The organism is Paraliomyxa miuraensis (genome assembly GCF_026337845.1).
Lineage (GTDB): Bacteria > Myxococcota_A > Polyangia > Nannocystales > Nannocystaceae > Paraliomyxa > Paraliomyxa miuraensis.
In genome coordinates, this window is sequence record NZ_JAOVZF010000156.1 from 446,127 (window position 1) to 466,666 (window position 20,540).

The window sequence follows — 20,540 nt, forward strand, 5'->3', positions numbered from 1 at the left end:
CGCCTTGCGCGCCTCCTTTCGAAGTAGAGGCCGCGTTGGGGGCGGCTCAGTCGGAAACCTACTCCGCGACGATCGAGCGTCAACGTCGGTGACGGCGAAATTCGGATCCCGGTGATGGCTGCGCCCGATCCCTCGGCTACCGCTCCACCACCCGCACCCGACCCGCCGTGGTCCTCGCGCGCACCTCGGGGGTATACATCCCCTCTGCCACCGCAGCCGGCAGCACATAAGACCCAGGCGTGGTCGCCAGCACATGGATCTGGTGCACGTACCGCCCCGGCTGCAGCTCGTCGGCGTAGAGCACCACGCGATCGCGGCGCAGCTCTTCGTGGCTCATCCAGTACCCGCGGCCCAGCACGCCGAACGCTCGGACCTCGGTCCCTTGGCCCAGCCGCGTGTCGATGGCTTCGAGCCCGGCCGGCAGCGGCACCTCGATCGCGAGGTAGTGCTGCGGCGCGTCGGTCTCCACCACCACCTCGATCGCATAGCGCTGGCCCGCCTCGAGCTCGACCCCCTCGCGCTCGGACAACGGGCCCTGCGGGCCCTCGAGCGTGCGTTGCAGCTCGATCCCCTGACTGCGCGCAGGCGCAGGCTCACTGCCCACCCACTCCATGCCCAGGCGGTAGAAGAGCGCGCCCTCGCCCTCGCGATCGAGCACCACGTGGGTCGTGCGATCGGATCCCACCGGCCCCAGCACGGACGCCATGGGCAGCGAGACCTCGTGGGTCTGCTCGCTGCGTCCGCGCTGCTCCGTCGCGAGCACCCGCCGGGGACCGATCCATGCCTCCACCCGGTGATCGGGCACCTCGGCCTCGCGCACCTTCGCGTAGCCGGCCATCGCCAGCAGCGAGTACGCGTTCTCCTGGGTGTTGCGCCAGCGCCCCGCGTGCCGCATCAGCGTGAGCCCGCGCGCGAGGTCGTCCACCAGCGGATCGTCGGGAGTCACCTGCAGGAACGCCAGCAGGATCATGGCCTGACTGCGCGTGCGCGAGTCGAACAGCCACCAGTAGCGACGACCAGGGTCGACCACCTGCGCGTGGCCGGGCAAGCTCTCGATGAGCGAGGAGAGCCGTCGCTGCATCACCTCGATCCGGGGATCGGCCGGGTCGCGACCGTGCAGCGCCATCAGCACGAGCGCCTGGGCGAACACGGGCAGCCCGTTGCGATGCTCGACCAGGTCGTCGAGCGCCGTTGCCACCACCGCCTCGTCGCCACGACCACCGCGCACCAGGGCATGGACCGCCAGCGCTCGTAGAGCGCGAGCATCGGCACGTGCCCACGCGCGATCGGGCAGCGGCCGATCGAGACGAGCGAGCAACGCCCCATACGCTTGCTCGAGCGCAGTCGACGGTACCGGTTGCCCGGCCTCGGCCGCCATCTGCAGCACCCAGGTCACGTAGGCCCCCGCTTGCTCGGCCTCGTCGTCGCTCGCCGACCAGTAGCCGAAGCTGCCGTCGCCGCGCTGCATCGCCACCAGCCGTGAGAGCTGCTCGGCCACGAAGGCGTCGGGTTGGTCGAGCGCCTCGGGCAGTCGATGGGCCAGCCCCTGCAGCGCCAGCAGGGGCAGCAGGCGGCTGGCCGTCTGCTCCACGCAGCCGTGCGGGTACTCCACCAGGTAGCGCGCCGCCTCGTCGAGATCGCCCAGCGCCGTGCTCCCGAGCGACAGCCGAAGCTCCCCATGATCCGGTCGGACCCCCCTGGGGATCAGCACCGGAATCGCAGACGGGCCGTCGCGATCGAGCCGACCGTAGATCGCCGCGCGCTCGACCTCGGTGCGCTCCACCTCCACCTCGAGCGTGCGCTCGACCCCCTCGCGCAGGCCCAGCGCCGGGCCTCCATCGTCGGGCACGAAGCGGGCCACGAAGCGCACCGCCGGCCGCCCCGGGCCGAGCGCGCGCACGTCGAAGGGCACCCGCGTGGGGCGACCGGGCTCGACCCTGACCCGGCGTCGCAGGGGTCTGGTGGCCGCCAGCACGCCGTCGGCCTCTCGCAGGCTCGCCTCCACGGTCACCGTGCCCGCCTTCTTCGGCGGCGTGGTCACCAGCGCCGCGACCTCGGCCGTGTCCCCCGGCCGAAGCACCCGCGGCAGCGCGGCCCGGACCACCAGCGCCATGCTCACCTCGATCTCCGCCGTGCCTCGCCCGAAGCGGGCGGGCCCCGAAGCCGTGCCCACCTGCCGCGGAAGCTCGGCCGAGGCCACCGCCGTCACCCGAAAGCGCGTCAGATCATCGGGCAGCGGCAAGGTCAGCTCCACCTCGCCATCGGGCCCCGTGCCCACGTCGCCCACGAACAGCGGCACCGCTTCGAAGTGCTGGCGCACCTCCACGTCGAGCGCCCCCTTGACCTGGGCCTTGGCCTGGCGCACGCGAGGCGAGCGATGACCGCGACCGCCAAAGGCCCAGGGCACGAACGGTCGCAGCAGATCGTCGTGGCCGAGCGTGCGCTGCCGATCGCCCGGGCGGTCGGGATCGAACGTGACCGCGAGCTGGGCCGGCCGCGGCGCGCGGAGCTGATGGAGGCCATCGTCGACCACCCACACCGCGAGCCTGGCGTCCACCGGCTTGCCGTCACCATCGCGCACCGACAGCCGCAGCGGCACCTCCTGGCGAGGGCGGGCCTGGGCGGGCGCGTCGATCTCGACCTCGAGCGCGCGCGGCTCGAGCACCTTCACCCAGGCCTCGGTCTTCCGCACCTGCGGCAGCTCGCCGTCCGAGTCCGGCCGCGCCACCGAGGCCGCCAGCTCCAGCCGCTTGCCCCTCCCCGCGTGGGGAGTGATCGACACGGTCGCCCGCCCATCGCGGAGCTCGAAGGGGATCGACTCCCGCAGGCCGGTGTGCGTCACCGAGAGCAGACCCGTGCCCTCGTCCCACGGCGCGGTGATCTCCAGCGCAATCGCCTTGCCGGCGTGGGCCTCCTCGGGCGCGAGGATCTCGAAGCGACGCTCGGGCTCGGCGGGAGGCTCGGGACCGGACGCACCCGCGCTCGCCTCGTGGTCACCCGCGTCGGTTTCCTCGCTCTCGGCCGGCTCGGGGGGCGGGGCCTCCTCCACCGTGAACTTCGCCTCGGCCTCCACCGGCACCCCGTCCACCACCGCCGTCGCCCTCGCCCGATGGTTGCCCGCGACGGGCTCGGCCACGGCGCAGCGCGGGTGCTCGCCGGTCGCCGCCACCTCCACGCGACACCGCGCCACCTCGATCGGCGGTGGCGGCTCGAGCATCGTGCGCCGATCCATCTCCGGCTCGCGCACGATCGTCACCTCCACCTCGCGCAGCGCCACCCGCCGCCCCTTGGTGTCCACCGCGACGACCTCGAGCTCGACGCGCTCGCCCACCTCGGCGTCCCGGGGCGGTCGCAGGCCCACGTAGGTCCGGGTCGGGTGCACCTCGAACGAATTCGACACCGCCCCCACCTCCTGGAACGACACGTCGTGGCCCGCGACGCTCGCCTGGCACGAGTGCATGCGCTTGGTCTCGATGAGCTCGGTTTGCAGCCGTACCTCGAGCTCGGCCTGCGGCCGCTTCGGGGTGAGGGTGCCCCCGTCCGAATGGGACGGGTACGACTCGAGCCGCCCAAACGACCACGGCCAGTCGTAGCCCCGCGGTCGGAAGTCGCTCGCCCAGCAGCCAAGGTGCCATTGCAGCTCTTCCAGCGGCGCCGGCTCGCCGCTGAGGGCCTTCGCCCGAACGCGCAGCACCACCGTCTCGCCACGGATCACCGAGTGGGGCGAGGCGGAGCTCTCGATCTCGAACGTGGGGATCCGTGCGTCGGCCACCATCAACGAGGTGCTGCCCCAGCTCTCGAGCACGTGCGCTCGTACCTCGTAGTAGTCCAGGGGTGCCCCCTCGGGCAGCGTGAGCGAAGCTGCAAAGCGCCCGTGGCGGTTCACCGTGGTGCGGTGGGTGATCATCACGTCGTGGCGGCGGCGTAGCTCGATCTCCACCGGCGTCCCCGCCTTCAGCCGCCGGGTGCTGATCTCCCGATGCGGCGTCGCCACGCCGGCCCAGCCCGCCACGTGCACCGCATCGCCCGGCAGGTAGATCCCCCGCCCCACCTCGAGCTCCACCAGCGCCTTCTCGCCCGGCCGCAGGCCCCTGGGCAGCACTTCGTCGCCCCTGGCCAACGGAGGACGCGTCGCGCGAATGTAGCGCTGCGGCCACGACCAGTGCATGGCCCCTTTCGAGGACGACCATGCGTAGTCCCGCAGCGGCAGCACCAAGGCATCCCCGCCGGTCGGGTCGTGGAGCGCCAGCAATACGTCGTTGCCCAGCTCGTCCGCGCCCGGCAAGGCGATGAGGCCGTCGGCGCTCGAGGGCCGCAGTGGCACGACGCTGCGGGTGGTGTGGAGCTCGCCCTCCACTCCGGCCCAGGGCTTGCCATCGGTGGCCCGGGTCACCCACGCCGTGCCACGGGCCGGGCCCAGATCGACCAACGCCCCGAGATCGGAGATCTGAAACAGCCCACGTGCCGGCTCCGGCACTGGCTCGTCTCGCCCGGTCGGGGTCAGGACGTTGGCTGCGACCTCCACCAGGAACGCCTGCCCCGCCCCACCGAAATCGGCCAGCGAGATCACCTCTTGCGCATGTGCATCGGCCCCGCGCGTCGCCATCCGACGCAGCACCACCGTGGTCGTGGCCGCGGTCGGCCAGGGCTCTTCGTCGAGGTCCTTGGCCCGCAGCAGGGCCCGGAGCGCCTCGGGCTCGAGCACCGCCACGCGGATCCGTGCCTCGTCGACTCGGCTCGCGAGGACGCCCAGGCGGGCGTCTTGGGGGCGCAGGAACGTGCCCTGGTAGCTGGAGAGCCGCAGCGACGCCGAGCCTTCTTCGGGCACCTCGGGTTCGGGCTCGCGGATGCTCACCGTCGTTTGGTAGCGCCGGCCCAGGGTCTGGCCGTACTCGTCGGTGATCGAGGCCGGCAAGGTGATGCGATAACGGCGACCGGGCTCGAAATTACCGCTGAGGATCAGGCCGACGCGCTGGTCGTCGTCGTGGTCGTCGTCGTGGTCGTCCTCGTCCTCGTCCTCGTCTCCATCGTCGTTCTCGTCGTCGTCGTCGTCGTCCTCCTCATCAGGATAGAAATGGCTCTGCCATGCTTCGAGGTCGGCCGGACGTGGGTACACCTCGATGCGCTCGAGTTCCTCGTTGGTCAGCTCGTTGGAGAGCTCCAGCCTGATCCACCCCGGCTCGCAGGACCGGCCGCGCTGCTGCTCGCACTGCAAGCCCCGCACCCGCAGCCGGTCGAGGATGTGCAGCCTCGCCACATAGGGCTCGGCCAGGGGCAGCGGTCCCGCTTCGCCGGTCAGGCCCGCATCGATCTCGAGCCGCGCCCTGGCCCCGACCGGCCAGCGATCGCGCGGAGTGATCGCGAAGACCACCCGTTGCTCCAGGTCCGCACCGTAGAGCTCGTCGCGCCAGTAGGGAGGCATCTGGTCCTCCTCGATCACCGCCACCCGCAGCGGCACCGGGCGCGGTGAGGCACCCTCGCGCGGTGGTGCCATCAGCCGCAGGTGCTCGGCCAGCGCCTCGGCGCGCATGGGCTGATCGCTCATCACGTAGAGCGTCTGGTCGGTCTTCACCGCGCCCCAGTCCTCGAGCCAGCGCACGGTGGGCCGCGCGGTCTCGAAGCGCCACGCCACCCCATCCACCCGCGAGCCCTCGCGATTGGTCAGCCCTCCGGCGAAGCGGGCCTCGAACGCCGTGGCCGCGGGCAGGACGTCCACGAGCGCGTCTTCATCCCCACTTGCCTCGGGCTGCCACTCGAGCACATCGGGAGCTGTCCAACGCGCATGCCCCGGCACCTTCGCGGCGGGCTCGCCCTCCGGGGAGAGCCTCCACAAGCCGAGCACATCCGCACCCGGCTCCGGGGCCTGGCTCATGTCCACCACGGGTTGATTGAAGCGCACGCGGATCTTCTCGCCATGCGTCGAGCCCCCCTGATCCCCCTCTCCAACCCCCTCCGGTCCGTAGTCTCGAAGCTCCAGCTCGGGCAGCGGACCCAGCTCCACCGGGCGCCCATCGGCCTGTGCGGCCGGGTCGAAGACCGCCAGCCGCTCCGCTTCGGCAAGCGGTGGCTGGGCCGGTACCGGTGCTCGGCATCCAAGACCCAGGCCCATCGCCAAGGCCCCGAGCCAAGCCCTCGCGTGACGCCCGCGGCTCATGCGGCCCCCGAGGACACCCCTTGCCGCTCGAGGTTCCCACGCTGCGCATCGCAATCCCTTCCCGTGCGGCTGGGCCATCGTCCCCGGTGTACCATCGCCGTCGATGGGCAAGCGCAAGGAAGGATCGGAGACCGGAATCGGCTGGCGACTCCTCTGGGGAGTGGTCGGCGCGGGCCTGACCGCCACCGTGCTCACCGTCAGCGGCCTCGGGCTCGCGATCCCCGTGATCGCCGGAGCCTCGCTTGCCATGGGGATCGTGACAGCGTGGGGAGGGCCGATGTTGCTCGATTTGCTCAACCTCGTGTAGCGACATCCTCGATGGACATCGTCAACGTGGACACGTGGCCCGAATCGGGCCGAGGTCGGACAAACCATGTTCCATTGGGATGAAACAGCTCGACGGTAGCGGGTCGATTCCGCGCTCGATGGCTCATCCGTCCCACCGGTTCGAAAAAGACGATCGGACCGATTGCAGTTCGGATGAAGTGGTCAAGAACGTTGGGCACTCATGGAAGCCCCCAATGATGAGGCCGCCCTTGGCGTGGGAGCGGAGGAGCAGCTCGCGATGCTCCGCAGCCTGGTCGACAAGACCCCCCTCGGCTTGATCGTCTACCGCGTCGAGAGCGATACCGACCCCGGTCGGCTGCGCCTCGTGCTGGCCAACGAGCACGCCGGTGTCGCGGCTGGAACGGACATCAAGCGGCTCATCGGCCAGACGATGAGGGAGGCATATCCTTCGTACATCGAGACCGGTCAGCCCCAGCGGGTGCTCGACGAGGTCTGGCACGCCAGGAAGACCATCGACCTCGGCACGCTCGTCTACGGCGACGAAACGATCCAGCGGGGCGTGTACCAGGCCTCGGCCTTTCCCGTCTTCGAGCGCTACGTCTGCATCGCCTACTCCAACATCACCGCGCAATACGAGCTGCAGGCCAGGCTCGATGCCAAGGCCATCGCGCTCGAGCACGCCAACCGGGCGCTCGAGCGCAGCAATGCTTCGCTGGCGCAGTTCGCCTACATCGCCTCCCACGACCTGCAGGAGCCGCTTCGAAAGATCCGGGCGTTCGGCGATCGCATCCAGGCGAGCCAGCGAGCTCGGCTGGAACCCAAGTACGCCGACTACCTCGACCGCATGGTCAACGCGGCCGGGCGCATGTCCACGTTGATCTCGGATCTGTTGATGTACTCGCGCGTGCACTCCAGTCCGTCCTCCCTGGACGCCGTCGATCCGAGCACGATCCTCACCAGCGTGGTCGACGACCTGGAGATCTCGATCACCGAGGCGCAGGCCACGGTGAGCGTGGATCCCGTTCCCGGGCGCGTCCTGGGCGATCAAACCCGCCTGCGGCAGCTGTTCCAGAACCTCCTGTCCAATGCGCTCAAGTTCCGGCGAGAAGGGGTGGTTCCGGAAATCTCGGTGAGCGCCGCGCTCGACCGCGGCTACCTCGCCATCACCGTTCGCGACAACGGGATCGGCTTCGACCCGAGGTACGCCGACCGGATCTTCAAGCCCTTCCAGCGGCTCCACACCCGCGCCGAGTACCCGGGCACCGGCATCGGGCTCGCGGTCTGTCACGAGATCGCCGTGCGCCACGGAGGGTCCTTGTCGGTCGAGAGCAAACCGGGTGAAGGGTCCGCCTTCACCGTTCGCTTGAAGGAGGCACGCTGATGCGAGAGGGAATCACCATACTGATGGCGGACGACGACGCGGACGATCGCGATCTGACCCGAGATGCGTTCGACGACGCCCACCTGGCCAACGACCTGCGCTTCGTGGTCGATGGCGAGGATCTGATGGACTATCTCCTGGGCCGCGGATCCTACGCGGACCGCACGCTCCACCCCAAGCCCTCGCTCATCCTGCTCGACCTCAACATGCCGCGCAAGGATGGTCGCGAGGCGCTGCGGGAGATCAAGGAGAACCCGGCGCTTCGCAAGATCCCGGTGGTGGTCCTCACGACCTCCGATGCCGACGAGGACGTGCATGGCACCTACGACCTGGGGGTCAACTCGTTCATTCGCAAGCCGGTGACATTCGAGGCCCTCGCGTCGGTCGTGGCCACCCTCAGCTCGTACTGGTTCGAGATCGTTCGCTTGCCGAGGTGAGCACGCCATGGACCACCCCTCCTCGATCCGGATCCTCCTCATCGAAGACGACGAAGACGACTGGATCATCATCCGTGAGCTGCTGGCCACCGCCGAGGGAGCGGACTACGAGCTCGACTGGGTGACCGCCTTCGACGATGCCGTCGAGCGCCTGCTGTCTCGCACGTACGACGTGGCCCTGGTCGACCACCACCTCGGTCTGCACACGGGGCTGGACGTGCTGGGCGTTGCCTCCGAGTACGGGATCCCGACCCCGTTCATCCTGTTGACCGGCCAGTATCGTCGCGAGCTGGATCTGCAGGCCATGGGCCGGGGAGCGGTGGACTTCCTGGTCAAGGGCACCCTGAGCGCCGATCTCCTCGAGCGCGCGATCCGCTATGCGATCCATCGGGCTCGCATGGATGGAGAGCTGGCGCGGGCCCGCGACGAAGCGATCGCGGCCAACGAGCACAAGTCCTGCTTCCTGGCCAACATGAGCCACGAGCTTCGCACCCCGCTCAACGGAGTCATCGGCATGACCAGCGTGATGCTCAGCATGCCGCTACGACCCGAGCAGCGCGGCATCGCCGAGTCCATCAACACGAGCGCGAAGTCGCTGATGGATCTCGTCAATGACGTCCTCGATTTCTCCAAGATCGAGTCGGGTCACGTCGAGCTCGAGGCGGTCGAGCTCGACCCGGCCGAGATCCTGTGGGACGTGTGCGACGTCTTGATCTCGCACGCGCACGCCAAGGACGTCGAGCTGCTGTGCCAGCTCGCGCCCCATCAGCCTCGCCTGTGCGGCGACCCGAGCCGCTTGCGGCAGATCCTGACGAACCTCGCGGCGAACGCCGTGAAATTCACGAGCCGCGGCCATGTCCACATCCGACTCGAGACCGAGGCGATGCCGGACGGCCGCACCCAGGTGACGTTCTGGGTCCACGACACCGGCATCGGCATCCCCGGGTGGGCCCGGGATGACCTGTTCCAACCATTCACGCAGGTCGACTCGTCGATGACCCGCAAGTTCGGCGGCACCGGGCTGGGGCTGAGCATCGCCAAGCACCTCGTCGAGCTCATGGGAGGGCGCATCGGCTACGACAGCATCGAGGGCGAGGGCTCGAGCTTCTGGTTCAGCGTCCCGCTGCCAACCGTCGCCCGCGAGCGCGCGGTCGATTCCGGGGCCTCGTGCGGTCGACGGATCCTGCTCGTCGACGCCAACGACGTCACCGCGGGCACGCTCGTCGCGCATCTCGAGGCCGATGGCGCTCGCTGTGAGCGTGCATCCCTGGCGCGCGAGGCCCTGTCGTTGATCGTCGACCGAGCCGCCGAGGGGAGGCCCTTCGACGCGGTCATCGCCGACCAGCCGCTGCTCGAGCCCGGTGCCCTCGCGCTCTGCACCGCGCTCGACACCGCCCGATCCCTCGGGGCAGCGAGGCCCCGGGTCGTCGTCTTGAGCCGCATGAACGAGGCGTCGCGAGCCCTGGACCAGTCGCTCGAGGCGATTGCCGAGCTCCTGTACAAGCCCCCACGGCCTTCCCGGGTGCTGAAGGTGCTCGGTCGACCGACGCGTGAGGAGCCCGTGCATCACGGGCCGGCGACGCGCTCTGGTCGACCTCATCTCCTCATCGCGGACGACAACGCCATCAATCGACGGGTCGCAATGGCGCAGATCGAGCGACTCGGCTGCAGCGCGGACATGGTCACCAATGGGCTCGAAGCGCTCGACGCGCTGGGAGTGCGTTCTTACGACCTCATCCTCATGGACTGTCAGATGCCACAGATGGACGGCTACGAGGCCACCCGGGAGATCCGACGACGCTACCGCGACGCACAGTGGCGGCCGATCATCGCGGTCACCGCTTCGTCGCGGGTCGAGGACCGCGAGCGCTGCATCGCCGTCGGCATGGATGACTTCGTCGCCAAGCCCATCACCCTCGAGTCCCTGGATCGAGTCCTCAAGCGCTGGCTCGAGCCACGGGTCGGGTAGAGCCGGAGCGGATCACTCGGGCTCCCGAGCCCGGCTGGGTGTACCATCATGGGAAACGAGCCACCTCGGCCCCATGAACGACCTCGACGCTCGCCATCACGACCTCTTGTTCCTGCTCGGGCTCGCGCCGCTCGCGTTGGGCTGCTCCGTGGGCGTGCCCGACAATGGCACCTCGTTCACCAGTACTCCCTATGGGGGCAACGGCACGAGCAGCATGGACACCGGTGACGACGCCGAGGGCACCACCGGCGAGGGCTCGGGTGCGGTCGATGGCACCAGCGGCGCAACCGCCAGTGCGAGCGCCACCGTCACGGTCTCGGCCGGCGACTCGGTCACCGTCAGTGCGAGTGCGAGTGCGAGTGCGAGCGCCAGCGCCGGATCGGACGACGGCAACGCCAGCGTGAGCGCCTCGGCCACCACCAGCGCGGGCGACGACTCGATGACCGGACCCCCACCGCCGGGCTCGGCCTGCGAGGCCTACGGCTACGTGCTCGCCGCGTGCTATGCCGGCGGCGATCCGACCGCCGCCGCAACGTACACCGCCTACTGCGAGGAGTATGCGGCCTACCTCTACATGTCCTTCGGAGCCGCATGCGGGGCCGCGTTCGAGGACTTCGCCGCCTGCATCAGCACCCTGCAGTGCGTGGATCTGCCCTCGATCGGCATGCCCGGCTACTGCGATGCGCAGCTCGCCGCCGCGCAGGGCGTGTGCAACTGAAATCGCCCGCGGGCTCGTTCGCGGGCCCACGGACGACGAGTTTCGTCGCACCGGCCCGTGCTAGCGTAGAGCCGTGCCCCACGGCCTGACGTTCGTCTATCGCAGCCACTACGACGGCCCGCTGTCCAAGCGGGTGGTCCACCTGCCCCACGCCGACATCCTCGCGTGGTTTCGCGAGGGCTGGGACGCGCCCGATCCCCACCAGTGGATCACGCAGTCGCTGCGGGGCCACGTCTACGGCCTGGCCAGCGCATTCGAGCGGGCTCGCGAGCTCGGCGTGCCCGCGCCCGAGTCCATGGCGGCCCTGCTCGCCCACCTCGACGAGCACCTCTACGTCGAAGGGGAGATCCTCCACGACGAGCACTGCATCCGCGTGCTGACCGACGACGACGAGGTCGGCCTGGCCTACTTCTTCTTCGATGCCCACGCGGTGGCCGAGCACGCCGATCGCCTCGCCTTCTTGCTGCACGAGGACTGGCCGCTGCCCACCGACGCCGATCCCTCCCGCGACTCGGGCTTCGATCCCGGCTTCTCGCTCACCGAGCTGTCGCCCGCGGGCAACGGCGCGGGCGCCACCTACATGGTGCTGGGCACGTTCTATGACTCCGACAGCCTGCCCGGAGAGAGCCTGGTGATCCGCGGCGTGCGGCTCCCCGGGCTCTGCGAGTACCTGCGCACGATCACCCCCCGGCCGATGCCGCCCACCTCGTGGGGCTACGTGGGCCCGTGGCCGCTGGAGCCGCGGCTCTTGCGAGGACTGGTGCGCGAGGGCGAGACCACCCTCGCCCCCGCCCTCGAGCGCCTGCGCGACCATCCGATCCAGTCGCTGGGCAACAGCAGCACCATGGAGCTCGGCATCGGCTCCCACGCCGACGCGGTCACCGGCTTCGCCGACATGGCGGCTTCGCTCTCGCCCAACTCGGGAGATGCCACGCTCACCAAGATCACCTGCGCCGAGCACTTTGCCGCGATCACACAGCACGTGAGCGACTTCTTCGGCCATCAGCAGTGGTGGCTGTTCGACGACCGCTGGGCCGCGACCCATCCCGCGCTCGCGCGCTCGCTGCTGCGCCACGGTCGAACCTGGGATCCGCTGGCCTGAAGAGGCGGGTCTCGTGCGCTCGCGTCACTCCACGGGCACCGGCCGCCACTGGCAGCCATCACCGTCGACCCCGGGTGCCTCGCAGCACTTCAAAATGTGCTCCCGCGCGCTGCCGTAGGTCGACTCCCACTCTCCGAAGTCGCCGAAGGCATGCATGGGGCCGGGCATCCAGTATGCGAGCGGCCAGTGCGGGCTGCCCGGCTCGGCTGCGGCGTGCACCTGCGACTCGTACAGGCTGCCCTTGTGCGCCGCGAGGGCATCGGGGGCGAAGACGCTGCAGGTTTGGTTGCTCCCGATCCGATGACAGCTCGTGCAGGCGCTGGCCTGCGGCGAGACCAGCTCCTTCACCTGGGTGGATCGGGCCGAGCCGTCGAGCCCCACCAGGTGGTAGGGACCCTTGGACGCGGCCACGCTCTCCCAGGTCGTGGACTGCAGGTGGGGCGTGTAGAGGAAGGGGTCGTGGTCGTGGCACTTGATGCAGCGGCTGCCGTCGTTGTACGGAAACCACTCGGTCGATCGAGCTCGCTCCTCTTCCGACGCTTCCAACAGATCCAGCGGAGGCGCATCGTCCTCGTGGATCACGTCGTTGATGTCGTCCCAGAAGCAGGTCGCACCGGTCCGGCGGTTGTGACCGATCACGGCCATGTCGTGGTAGAGCACCGTGCCGTCGTAGTCGATGTAGGGGTCGCGGCAGATCCAGTACATCGACACGTCGCCGTGGGCGAGCTGGCCGAGCTTGCTGCCCTGCCGGCACGAGCCGGTCAGCAGCGAAGGATTGGCGCAGTACATCGCTCCGGGGGCGGTGGGCTCGAGCACGTAGTCGGTCTCCGACAGCTCCGCGTGGTAGGTGACGATGGGCTCCGCGTGGCTGCACTGGAGCTCGAGAGCCGTGGGCAGCCAGTCGTCGAGCGCGACCTTGCAGCGGCACGAGTGACAGGTGGCGGTGCCCTCCGGGGTCGTGCGCTCGAGACACGCGTCGGCGCAGGCATCGGGGGGGCCCTCGGGCTCACCCGACGAGCCCTCTTCGAGCGTGCCGTCGTTCGAGCCGTCGTCGCTCGACGACGAGGAGCCGACGAGCTCTCCATCCTCGCCCGAGGACGAGGCCTCGGAGCAGCCGACGACGCTCCCCAGCAGGGCGAGGCCGAGGGCGATCGGCGATGGCGTGCACGCGCGCATGGCCAGCATCCGCTCACTCCGGCAGGACGCACACGCCAACGAACTCGTACCCCGGGGGAGCGCGTCCCGGCTCGTACCAGGCGACGCACTCCAGGGCCGGATCCAGCAGGTTGCACTCGTCGTGGCCGAGCTCGCACATGGCCGTGCAGCAGCCGGCCGCGGCCTCGCACGGATAGCCCGGAGGCAGCGAGGACGAGCCCAGACACATCAGGCCGGCGTTGCAGACGTTGATGAACTCGCAGGAATCGCCGAAGGCTCCCGCGTCGCCGCTCGCGTCCGGGGCACAGAAGAACGTGTCCTGGACCGGATAGCACGCCTGTCCCTCGGGACAGTCCTGCTCGATGGGGCAGCAGGTGGGCAAGCACAGGTAGGGACCCCGGCCGGAGCAGATCATCCCGGGATCCGAGCAGAACGGCTCGGTTTCGCTGCCCGTGCACATCTCGGCGCAGGTGCCCTCGTTGGTATCGGGGTCGACGTTCCAGCACATCGCTCCGACCACGCAGGTGTCGATGCCGCTGGTGCCGCTGCCCTCCACCGTGCAGGGCTCGCCCACGTCGCCGGCATCGGGGGCGATGTCGGTGCAGCGGGTGGCGTTCCACGAGCTGCCGCCGTCGTTCGCCCAGTACATGCACTTCTGCCCCGGCGGGCAGTTCTGCGTGTACGGGTCGCACTGGTAGGAGTCCCCGCCTGCGTCGGGATTGGAGAGGAAATTGCTCGTGGTCTCGCCCCCGCTACTGTCACTACCGGGCTCGGGCTCGGGCTCCTCTGGTGCCATCGTGGTACCCGCCACGCTCGAGCTGCTGCTCGGCTCCTCGCCGCTGCTGCTCTCTCCCTGCGGCGCGAAGGTCGAATCCTCGTGCCCGCAGGCGACCAACGCCGCGAGCGCCAGGGGGAGGCAGGAGGCTGGCTTGGGCATCGAGGGGCGGCGCACCATCTCATCATAAATCGATCGAAGCTAACTTTTCAACATTGATCTTCGGTTGACTTCGATTAATGGAAAAGCGAACAATTCCGACATGGTCGACACGCGGTGGCTCGGGGGTAGTGGGTTGGTCATGTCCCTGGCGGTCGGGCTCGGATGCGCGAGCCCCCAACCCGACCTCGAGGGTGGCAGCGGTAGTGATGAAGGCGGGTCGACGGCCGCCGGGTCGAGCTCCGGGGTGGGCTCGAGCTCGGACTCGAGCTCCGGCGCTCTCGACGAGTCCACCACGGCCGACGAGCCCGCTCCCGTGTCGTGCCACGACCCACGGCCCGTTCCTCCCTCGCGGTTCGACTGTAGCCGTGCCGACAAGGTGGCGCCGATCAGCGTCATCATCGAGGGTGACGACGATACCTCCATCCTCGAGGGCGTGCGCCGGATCGAGGGCTCGCTTCGCATCCACCGTACCGCGCTGACCAACCTCGACTTCATGGGCTGCGTCGCGGTGGTCACGGGCGACGTGACGATCTTCGACAACGACGCGCTCACCAACGTCGACGGCCTGTGGAGCCTGCGAGAGATCGGTACGAGCTTCATCTTCCAGGACAACGACGCGCTGACGGTCTTCGACGGCATGCCCACCATCATGACGATGACCAACACGCTCTTGATCCACGACAACGACTCCCTCAAGGCCATCACCGGATTCCACAGCCTGGTTGGCATCACGGGCGACACGTTCATCGACGTCGACGGTCAGGAGGAATTCCGCGGCGGCAACCTGTCGATTCGGGCCAACCCGGTGCTTCGCAGCATGGATGGCCTCGGTCGGTTGCTCGTGCTCGGTGGATTCTTCGCCGTCACCCACAACCCCTCGCTGTGCATCAGCAGCGTCAACTGCGTCGGCTCGGGGATCATCGAGCCCCCGACGCCGCCCGAGAGCTGGACCACCGTGGCCAACGACGACGATTGCTAGGGACGGCGTGGGCGCGGGCTTCACGGGCAGGTCTGCTCGGGCTCCTCGCCGTCGCAGTAGTCGAATTTTTCGCTCTAAGCCACCTGAATCATTTGAGTTTTTTGACGGTCCCGGTGCCGTCTCCAACATGTCTCCAGTATTCCGGGCGGGTCAGCCCGTCGATCGCATCGCGCTCCGCATCGGGAGCGAGGTGCCGCCGCTCAGGACGATCGAGCCGTCGTCATCAGTACGAGCGTGGCCGTAGCCTTCGCCCTCCCATCGATGCTCGGTGACGCAGCCGCGCTGGCCCACGTGCTGGCGTAGCCCGAGCACGTCGAACCCTTCCGCGACATCGCGCGAGAGGGACCTCTGGAGCTGTCGCATTCGAGCGGTGATGGGTGTCGATGTACGGTCGTCGGTTCCTAAACACTCGAGAGCTATGAGGCGCTCCTCTCGGAGGACCCCTCGAACACACCCCGTCAGTCAACACGAGGATTCCGTCGGGCGCAATGGGCTCCGCTCTCGGCATGGGCTTTCGGGAGGCGCGATAGAGCGCCCCAAAATCACCCCTTCACCGAGATCCGGTGTCGGGGTGATGCCCACGCTCGACATCGATCGACGATCGCGATCGCACGAAGTCGTCCGGGGAGTGGAGCGCTCGCGCTCGACGACGGGCGAGTGAGTGAACCCCCTCGCGCAGCTCGATGGGTACGGGAACGGCCGACGGCGTCACGCTGCGTCAGCCGTCGACGCGGCTGGCGGCCGTGATGGCGGCGGATCTTACGACCGAGCAACGAGCCACGACACTCACTTGGGACTTGGGACGGGCGGCAGACGCCGCCACCGTGGCCGCGCAGCACCTGGAATCGACCAGACGGGAGCCGCGGCCAGTCGGTGGTAGGTTGGCGTACCGCCCGCCATGAAGCTCCCAAGGCCGAACCGGCGACCGTGACGAGGCCGCGGAAATGCTTGTGGTGCGTGGTGCAGTGTGCCGCGGACCCCGTGCTCCGCGTTCTCCCCCGCATGCCTCGACCCGCAGACACTGCTCGACGGCATGGGAGAACATCCTCACAACGGGCGACGGCTACTCCGTGCCGTGGATACCGTAGCTCTTGAGTAGCTCGCGCAGCCAGGGCCGACTGCGCTTGGCGCGTCGGGCTGTTTCGCTGACGTTGCCGCCGCACTCGTCGAACAACCGCCGCAGGTAAATGGTCTCGAACGCCTGCTTGGCATCGTCGAGCGTCAGACTCAACAACGCATCGAGTTCGTCCTCACCGCGTGCCGAGCGACTTCCCAACGACAGATCCTCAGCCCGAATCGCGGATTGCGGTGTGAAGTGAACGGCGCGCCGGATCGTTTTGTCCAACTCTCGCACATTTCCGGGCCAGTCATGTGCACGCAGGGCGTCGATGGCACCGTCGCTCAACGTAATCGAGTCGCCCTTCTCTGCCGCATACTGTTCGACGAAACTTCGCGCCAACGCGATGACATCGTCCCCTCGTCTTCGGAGCGGCGGCAGTTCGAGGACAACGCCCGAAATTCGGAAATAGAGATCCTCTCGAAACTTCCCCTCTCCCACCATTTGCCTGACGTTTCGGTGGGTTGCCGCGATTACGCGTACGTCGACCATTCGCGGCTTAGATTCTCCGATCCGATGGACTTCACGGCGATCGAGCACGCGCAGCAACTTGGGCTGCAGGGCAAGAGGCAGATCGCCGATCTCATCCAAAAACAAGGTACCACCGTTGGCCTCCTCGAATGCACCCTTCGTGTCCTCGAATGCGCCGGTAAACGCCCCCTTGCGATAGCCGAGTATGGCTGCTTCGGCCAGTTCGCGTGGTAAGGAGCCGCAGTCGAGCACCACAAACGGGCCCTCACGGCGAGACGATCGCGCGTGAATCCCCCTTGATGCCAACTCCTTGCCTGTACCAGTCTCACCGATTAGCAGCACGTCAATTGGGGATCCTGCCACTCGTTCGAGCGCCGCGAATGTCTCCCGCATGATCTCGCTTCCGCCATGCATCGCATCGAAGTGATCGCTCGAGGAAAGCGGAACATCGACCTCATCGGCCGATACGAGCCGAATACCGCATCGCCCAGCATGGAATATGGTGCCTACTTCAATCCATGCCTCGCGAATCCGTGTTCGCCGAATCCACGTGCCGTTCGTGCTACCGAGATCCCGCAACAGTACCCCCTCCTCCGTTAGAAGGAGTTGGAAGTGCGTGCCGCTCACTGAGTCATCGCTCAATTGAAGCTCGTTGACCGAACTTCTTCCGCCACCGATGCAGGTTCCGGTGATCCTGGCCTCCTTACCCTTGTCCGAGCCCTCTGTTACCTGCAACAGGCTACGCCCGAGGCGGCGCCGAAACATCGGCCCATCTGCCGTCCTCGTCGTGGGGATCATCGTATTGGAGGCCATCGGCGACGATCGTAGGGGCTTCATCGGAGCGGGTCAAGCAAGCGTTCGAGCTCGGGCCGCGCCTCGGGATCGTTGGCCCCAGAAGCATCGAGCCAGTCGAGAGCTGACTTGGCCAAGGCGTGCACTCGTTCCTCCGAGCCTCCCCGTTCGTCCAACACTCGGGCCAGCACGAGACGGGCCCACATTAGACCCGCGGGATCGCCGTCAGATTGCTCCCCCACCACGATGGCACGCTCAAGTGGCACCAGAGCTTCGTCCAAGCGCCCGAGTCGATGAAGAGCCTCACCGATTCCCGACAGGGAGTAGACGAGATTGGGAAACTGAGGGCCATTCCTCGTCTCCCAGATCCGCTGCGCCTCCTGTTCGGCCTCGAGTGATGCCTCAATATCGCCGAGAGCCAACTGTTCGCGACCGATGTTGTGAAATGTGTGCCCGATGAATGGGTGCTCCGGGGGCAGGGCGTCCTGAAACAGCCGAAGCGCCAATAGATTCTCCTCAAGGGCCTCCGCGTGCTTTCCTTGGTCGCCAAGCGCCGTCGCGACATTGAGGGCAACCTGCCCCAGTTCGACCCTTCGGTCGCCACCTGCAGCAGCATAGCTCTCGCGGGCTGCGTAGTGTTGCGCGAGGGCTAGTGGCAGCTCTCCTTGTCGTTGCAGCACCAGGCCGAGATTCGTGTGCGCGGCAGCAGTGGCGTGGTGAGCTTCTCCTACCGTGCTCTGGAAGCTCGCGAGGGCGAGTTCGAGTTCCTGCCGTGCCCGGGTATAGTCGTGTTGCTGATTGAAGACGTTTCCAAGCTGCATGTGGGACGTGGCGATGTCGGGATGGTGCTCGCCGAGTATCTCCTGACGCAACTCGAGTGCCTTGGTATGTGCCGCGATTGCCTCTTCGCTGTGGCCTGCGCGCTCCAGGGCCAAGCCGAGGTTGTTGTACTTGCTTGAGAGAGAAAGAGGGTGAATGTCCTGAGCCGTGAGCTGTGTGTCAATCGCTTGCCGAAAGAGCGCGCATGCCGCGTCGAACTCCCCCCGCTCGAGCGCGAGCAGAGCTCGATGAGTGAGGAATGAGGCGCGCAGATGCAGGGGCGCGTCAGTTCGCTCGATCCATGCCTCGGCGCGGCCCACCCATGTTTCCGCGTCATCGAGCCTATGCAATTGCGTGGCGAGGACGTAGACGAGGCCCACGGAAGCCTCTGCCGCCAGCGAGTCGTGCTTGGCCTGCGTTGCTGCATCATGGGACATTTCGAGGGACCTTCGCGCCTCGCTGGGGAACGTGCTCCGGGATTGCGAGCGACCGAGTTCGAGCAACCCCTCGGCTCGTAGGGGGAAATAGGCCAGCGAAGCGTCGTCTCCCACGACTTGCTGGGCAAGTTCGATGGCTCGTTCGTAGTGACCGGACTCGCGCAGCGAGATTGCTTGCTGGAGCGTATCGCGAAGGGATCGGACTGTCGCGGCCAGGGACTCTGGTGGTGGCTCGGGGCCGCTTCGGAGCACCTTGGCCTCAAGGCATTCGTCTAGGCGGGGGAGCCCGAGGACTACGTCCATGGAGTTTTCTACTGTAATTGCGTCGGCGTCATCGAACACGGCAAGCCGCGTTTCGAGCGCGGAGAGTCGATCGTCTAGGCAGGCCACAGAGAGGTCGAACAACTCATCGGACCGATCCCCTCGTTGATGACCATCGCAATTCTCAAGTCGTAGCTCGCCCCACCGTCTCGCATAGTCATCGATCCTCCCGCTCGCGCGCTCGGCAGCATCTTCAGCAAAAAGGACGCCCGTACGAGAGAACGACTGGTGGAGCACCACGTCGCGGTCGGGGTTCCACACGGTGGCGAGCGCGCTTGTGGTGCTCTCACAGCCTGGGTCGAGTTGGGCGAGGGTCGCTACGAGGCCGCCCGTTGCCGCTGTGAGCAAGGCCCCGGCCGCGAGTAGTGACCGTCGTGACGTGGCGCGGGCGCTGATGAGTTCGCCGAGCAATGCATCCATCGAAGGCCATCGCTCGTCCGGCGCGAGTCGGAGCCCACGACGAAGGGCATGCTGTACACGCTTTGGTAGTCGGCTTCCTCGTGGAAGTCGCGATACACCAACTCGTAGTTCGAGGGCACCCGCCGCAAGGTTCGTGGCAGAAAAAGGGCGCTCTCCAAATAGTCCTTCCCAAAGCGTCATGCAGAACGAGAACTGGTCCGCGACCGGACCTACCGTCATGCCGCAAAACTGCTCGGGTGCCATGTACTCCGGTGTGCCGTATCGCGTTGGCGCCGTGGAAGAGCCCTGGTCGAGGACGAGCGCAGGTGCGGTCGGACCGATGGCTTCCGTGGGCACCTCGTGGGCAAGCGCCACGCCGAAGTCGGTTACCCGCACCCGGCCATGCTGGTCCACGAGCACATTCTCCGGCTTGAAGTCGCGATGCACTATACCGAGGGCATGAGCAGCGGCGAGGCCCTGACCCGCCTCGATCATCGTGCTCAGGATCTCCTCCCATGTGTGTTCCTCCGCGAACCATGTGCGAAGCGTCTGCCCAACGACGAGGTCCATCGCAATGAAGATTCGATCTTCGTGTTCACCCACATCATGGACGGCGACGATGTTGGGGTGATCGAGTTTCGCCATGAGGCGCGCTTCCTGCAACAGACGCGCTCTCCCGAACGCGCTTGCATCACCCTTGAGTAGTTTCACCGCGACGTCGCGCTCAAGTTTGGGGTCGTACGCGCGAAACACCACCCCCATGCCCCCGGTCGCGACGCACTCAAGGAACCGATACCGTCCTACGTGATCGAGTTCGACCGCATAGTCTTGGCCGTGAGACCCAGGCGGGCCATCCATCTCGCGAGTTGCCGACACCACAAGGGCTCATCATACCACGCCGTGGGTCATTCATTCCGCCTCGCACGGGGACGGAGGTTGCACGCGCGGCGAAGGTGCGGCCAGCCATCATTGAAACGAGGGCTCGCCAGGACTGAACATCTTTGCAGCATTCGGTCTCGGACCGCGACCGCCGAGTTTCAAGCCTTGGAGGATCGCCAGGCCCG

At 67.7% G+C, this 20,540-nt stretch carries 12 protein-coding genes; 7 read left to right on the forward strand and 5 right to left on the reverse strand.

Annotated features, from left to right (window positions below; genetic code table 11):
* Positions 1–136: 136 nt before the first annotated feature.
* On the reverse strand, positions 137–6,109 hold the full coding sequence (locus OEB96_RS27345) for an alpha-2-macroglobulin family protein (RefSeq protein ID WP_266219696.1): 5,973 nt from the start codon (positions 6,107–6,109) through the stop codon (positions 137–139).
* A gap of 148 nt (positions 6,110–6,257) precedes the next feature.
* On the opposite strand from OEB96_RS27345, the gene OEB96_RS27350 reads away from it, so the two are divergent.
* The 6 genes from OEB96_RS27350 to OEB96_RS27375 all read left to right on the forward strand — a co-directional run bounded on the left by OEB96_RS27350 (position 6,258) and on the right by OEB96_RS27375 (position 12,049).
* The gene (locus tag OEB96_RS27350) at positions 6,258–6,461 is read left to right on the forward strand and encodes a hypothetical protein (protein WP_266219697.1); all 204 of its coding nucleotides are present in this window, start codon (positions 6,258–6,260) and stop codon (positions 6,459–6,461) included.
* Positions 6,462–6,662: 201 nt separating this feature from the next.
* Positions 6,663–7,823, forward strand: a complete 1,161-nt coding sequence (locus OEB96_RS27355) for a sensor histidine kinase (protein ID WP_266219698.1) — start codon at positions 6,663–6,665, stop codon at positions 7,821–7,823.
* Entirely contained in the window at positions 7,823–8,260 is a 438-nt protein-coding gene (locus tag OEB96_RS27360; protein WP_266219699.1) for a response regulator, read from the forward strand. Before OEB96_RS27355 ends, OEB96_RS27360 begins: the two co-directional genes overlap by 1 nt.
* Positions 8,261–8,267: 7 nt before the next feature.
* Complete coding sequence (locus OEB96_RS27365) at positions 8,268–10,229, forward strand: response regulator (protein ID WP_266219700.1); 1,962 nt, start codon at positions 8,268–8,270, stop codon at positions 10,227–10,229.
* Positions 10,230–10,302: 73 nt separating this feature from the next.
* The gene (locus OEB96_RS27370) at positions 10,303–10,947 is read left to right on the forward strand and encodes a hypothetical protein (RefSeq protein WP_266219701.1); all 645 of its coding nucleotides are present in this window, start codon (positions 10,303–10,305) and stop codon (positions 10,945–10,947) included.
* 73 nt (positions 10,948–11,020) lie between these two features.
* The gene (locus OEB96_RS27375; RefSeq protein ID WP_266219702.1) at positions 11,021–12,049 is read left to right on the forward strand and encodes a hypothetical protein; all 1,029 of its coding nucleotides are present in this window, start codon (positions 11,021–11,023) and stop codon (positions 12,047–12,049) included.
* Positions 12,050–12,073: 24 nt separating this feature from the next.
* Here OEB96_RS27375 and OEB96_RS27380 read toward each other — a convergent pair whose 3' ends face one another.
* Complete coding sequence (locus OEB96_RS27380; protein ID WP_266219703.1) at positions 12,074–13,225, reverse strand: hypothetical protein; 1,152 nt, start codon at positions 13,223–13,225, stop codon at positions 12,074–12,076.
* A 13-nt stretch (positions 13,226–13,238) separates the two neighbouring features.
* Positions 13,239–14,141, reverse strand: coding sequence for a ribulose phosphate epimerase (locus OEB96_RS27385; protein WP_266219704.1), 903 nt, complete (start codon positions 14,139–14,141; stop codon positions 13,239–13,241).
* Positions 14,142–14,280: 139 nt separating this feature from the next.
* On the opposite strand from OEB96_RS27385, the gene OEB96_RS27390 reads away from it, so the two are divergent.
* Positions 14,281–15,120: a receptor L domain-containing protein gene (locus OEB96_RS27390; RefSeq protein WP_266219705.1), complete on the forward strand. Its 840-nt coding sequence runs from the start codon at positions 14,281–14,283 to the stop codon at positions 15,118–15,120.
* 1,063 nt (positions 15,121–16,183) lie between these two features.
* Here OEB96_RS27390 and OEB96_RS27395 read toward each other — a convergent pair.
* Both OEB96_RS27395 and OEB96_RS27400 read right to left on the reverse strand, forming a co-directional pair.
* Positions 16,184–17,521 (reverse strand): sigma 54-interacting transcriptional regulator, encoded by a 1,338-nt coding sequence (locus OEB96_RS27395; protein WP_266219706.1) that lies wholly within the window; start codon positions 17,519–17,521, stop codon positions 16,184–16,186.
* 20 nt (positions 17,522–17,541) lie between these two features.
* Positions 17,542–20,352 carry a serine/threonine-protein kinase gene (locus tag OEB96_RS27400; RefSeq protein ID WP_266219707.1) on the reverse strand — a complete coding sequence of 937 codons (2,811 nt, stop codon included), beginning with the start codon at positions 20,350–20,352 and terminating at the stop codon, positions 17,542–17,544.
* Positions 20,353–20,540: the final 188 nt, after the last annotated feature.